This window comes from Flavobacterium sp. (genome assembly GCF_035760125.1).
GTDB lineage: Bacteria > Bacteroidota > Bacteroidia > Flavobacteriales > Flavobacteriaceae > Flavobacterium.
The window spans coordinates 1-3,162 of sequence record NZ_DASTTN010000055.1 but is presented as its reverse complement, the minus strand read 5'-3'; the positions used below and the strand labels follow the sequence as shown (position 1 = coordinate 3,162).

Sequence of the window (3,162 nt, the reverse complement as noted above, 5' to 3'; positions counted from 1 at the left end):
GCTATGTTTAATCTCTTGATGGCAAGACAGGCAAATTTTAGAATAAGAAGCTAGATTTTGAGATGCATTCTCATGGGGATTATGACAGGTGATGCAGTCCATTTTTTCACTTTTGATAAAACATTTGCTTTGCGCCAATAATCGATATTGATTTCCGTGTACATCAAATTCAGCTGTACTATTAGGATCGCTCATACTTCTCATGTATTCTGAAAGATTATCTCCCAGTTTATACTCGAAACGAGATTTTATTTTGATACCATCATTTCCGGCATGGCAAAGAGCACAAGCATCTAACTTTTGTTGTCTACTAAGAAATTGGTAGCTTGCGATACTGTTGGCTACTTTTACATTTGGATTTTTAAGATGAAACTCGGCGTGTTGTTTGGCTGGTCCATGACAACGCTCACAGTCAATTCCGTAAACGATTGTTTTTTTATTGATGACATCTTCAGTGTCCATAGTAAGAAAACTATTTTCTCTAGAGCTTTGATCTACAGTTCGGCTACTTATGTTAGAGCTGTGGCAGGAATAGCAATCTTTGACTACTTTTCGATCAAAATAAGGCTTGTCTGATGGAAAACCAGGACTTGTTGCCCAACTGTGAACCGATGTATAATAAGAAAGAGGCAATTCGTAAGTATTGTTGTTGCGCCAATAAACAGAAGTTTGTGCATGCTTGGCTCCAAAAACAATTTCAAATCGATGGGTTTCTATTTCTTTGCCATTTTTGTATAGAACCTGATAAAGACTGTCATTGCGTTCTTCGACTACTAATTTGGTGTTTTTGTCATAAACAAAAACAGGATTCCCTTTGCTGAAATCACCTAAAACATTTTCCGGAATGGCAGGTGCGGTCGCTTTAGAATGCGAGCTGTGAAGAGCTGATTCGTATTGAGTTTGATGACATTGGATACAGCTTTCGGATCCAGCATAATCGGTACCGCGAGGATCAATATATTCGTCTGATTTATTGGTGCAACTCGTCAAAAAAGTTACAAGAGTTGCAATTACAAAAAGTATTTTTAATTTTCCCATTACGGTAAATATACTTTGTTTTGAATAAATTAGAAAGAAAATGACTATTCGTGTTTTTCATGATCTTCCAAATCTTTTCGCAAATCTAGTTTTCTAAATTCAGGAGATACCAAGCCTGTGAAAAGGACAATAAGAAGTGTCATGCTTCCGCCAAATACAACAGCAGTTACTGTTCCCATCAGTTTTGCGGTTAGTCCACTTTCAAAAGCACCCAACTCGTTTGAAGAACCTACAAATATTGAATTTACGGAGGCTACACGACCGCGCATGTGATCGGGAGTTTTAAGTTGTAAAATGGTTTGTCGGATAACCATGGAAATTCCATCAACAACTCCACTGAAAAATAGAGCTAAAAGCGAAATCCAAAAACTTGTAGAAAGACCAAATATGATGATACATACACCAAATAGGAAGATGGCGGTTAATAATTTCATTCCAGCATTTTTATTCACAGGAACATAGGCAGTAAAAAACATAGTTAAAATAGCACCAACAGCTGGTGCTGCTCTTAGAAATCCAAATCCTTGAGGACCAACTTTTAAAATATCCAAAGCAAAAATGGGTAATAAGGCTACCGCTCCTCCAAACAAAACGGCTGCCATGTCAAGGGTTAAAGCGCTTAAAATAGATTTGTTGTTATAAACAAATTTTACTCCTTCTTTCAAACTGTCCATAACAGGTTCGCCAATTTTTGGATTCAAAATGGGTTTTCTTTTGATTTGGGTCAGTATTATTAAAGCAAAAAGTGAGCACGCAAGAACCAAACACATTGACCAGTGAACCCCGATTAAATTAATGGAGAAACCTGCTACGGCAGGCCCCACAACAGAACCTACCTGCCAAACTGAACTACTCCAAGTAGCCGCGTTTGAATAGGCTTTTTTAGGAACAATTAATGCCAAAAGCGAAAAAACGGTTGGACCTAAAAATGAACGGACAATTCCTCCAAAGAAAACTAGGCCATAGATAGTGTATAGAATAGTAGTTGTAGGTAAACCTGTGTTTACCTTTGGCCAAGTGATTAAAAACAACCCTAAACTAATTATTGAGAACCCTAGAATACATTTGGATAAAAGTCCCTTTTTTTCATTTTGATCGACAAAATGCCCTGCGAATAAGGATACTGCTATGGCTGGAATGATTTCCATTAAACCAATAATACCAAGTGAAAGTGCGCTTTTTGTAATTCTATAGACTTCCCATTCGATGATGATAAATTGCATGGACCAGGCAAAAACCATGGCAAAACGGATCAGTAAAAAGGTGTTGAACTCTTTAAATCTCAGGGCTGCGTATGGATCGTTTTTTTTCATTTTAAACTTGTATTATTTAAGGTCTTTTAATCGTAATTGAATGCTCACTTTGTCATTCCACTCATTTTCATCGATGCAATATACGGCATCAAATTCTTTTTGATTACCAGTTAACTCTTTTTTATTTCCTAGTCCAAAGCCAATAGCGGTAAGACCCTCGGAGTTATTTTGCTTTACAAATAACTTTAAATGCTCATCTTCAGAACCTAGTGTTTTGGCGTAGCCTGTATCTTTTATTTTTTTGGTCAAAAAAACAGGAGTCATATTTAATGGGCCAAAAGGCTCAAATTGTTTCAGAATCCGAATTAATTTTGGAGAGATGTCTTTAAAATCAATCTCGGCATCAATTGATATTTCTGGAATTAATTGGTCGGGATGAATGGTTTCCTGAACGATTTTTTCAAATGCATTTTTGAAATTTTGATAGTTTTCCGCTGCCAAAGTCATTCCGGCCGCATACATATGTCCTCCAAATTGCTCCAAATGTTCCGAACAGGCTTCTAATGCATTGTACACATCAAATCCTTTTACAGATCGTGCCGAAGCTGCGTATTTATCGCCACTTTTTGTAAAAACCAATGTGGGACGATAATAAGTTTCGATTAATCGGGAAGCGACAATTCCGATAACTCCTTTGTGCCAATCTTCTTGAAAAACCACCGAAGTAAAATTTTTCTCTTCTTGGTTTTGGACTATTTGTTGGAGTGCTTCTTTTGTGATTTGTTTGTCCAAATCTTTTCGATCGGTATTATATTGTTCAATTTCGGAGGCAAATTGTTGTGCTTGCTCAAAATCAAATTCGGTCAATAAT

General features: G+C 36.8%; 3 protein-coding genes. All 3 read right to left on the bottom strand.

Annotated features, from left to right (window positions below; translation table 11 throughout):
* Positions 1–1,038: cytochrome c3 family protein (locus VFS71_RS02390; protein WP_326399171.1), on the bottom strand; the 1,038-nt coding region annotated here is incomplete at its 3' end.
* Between the two features lie 44 nt (positions 1,039–1,082).
* Entirely contained in the window at positions 1,083–2,351 is a 1,269-nt protein-coding gene (locus tag VFS71_RS02385; protein ID WP_326399170.1) for an MFS transporter, read from the bottom strand.
* Between the two features lie 12 nt (positions 2,352–2,363).
* Positions 2,364–3,162, bottom strand: a 799-nt coding sequence (locus tag VFS71_RS02380; RefSeq protein WP_326399169.1) for a single-stranded-DNA-specific exonuclease RecJ, incomplete at its 5' end; no start/stop codon positions are given.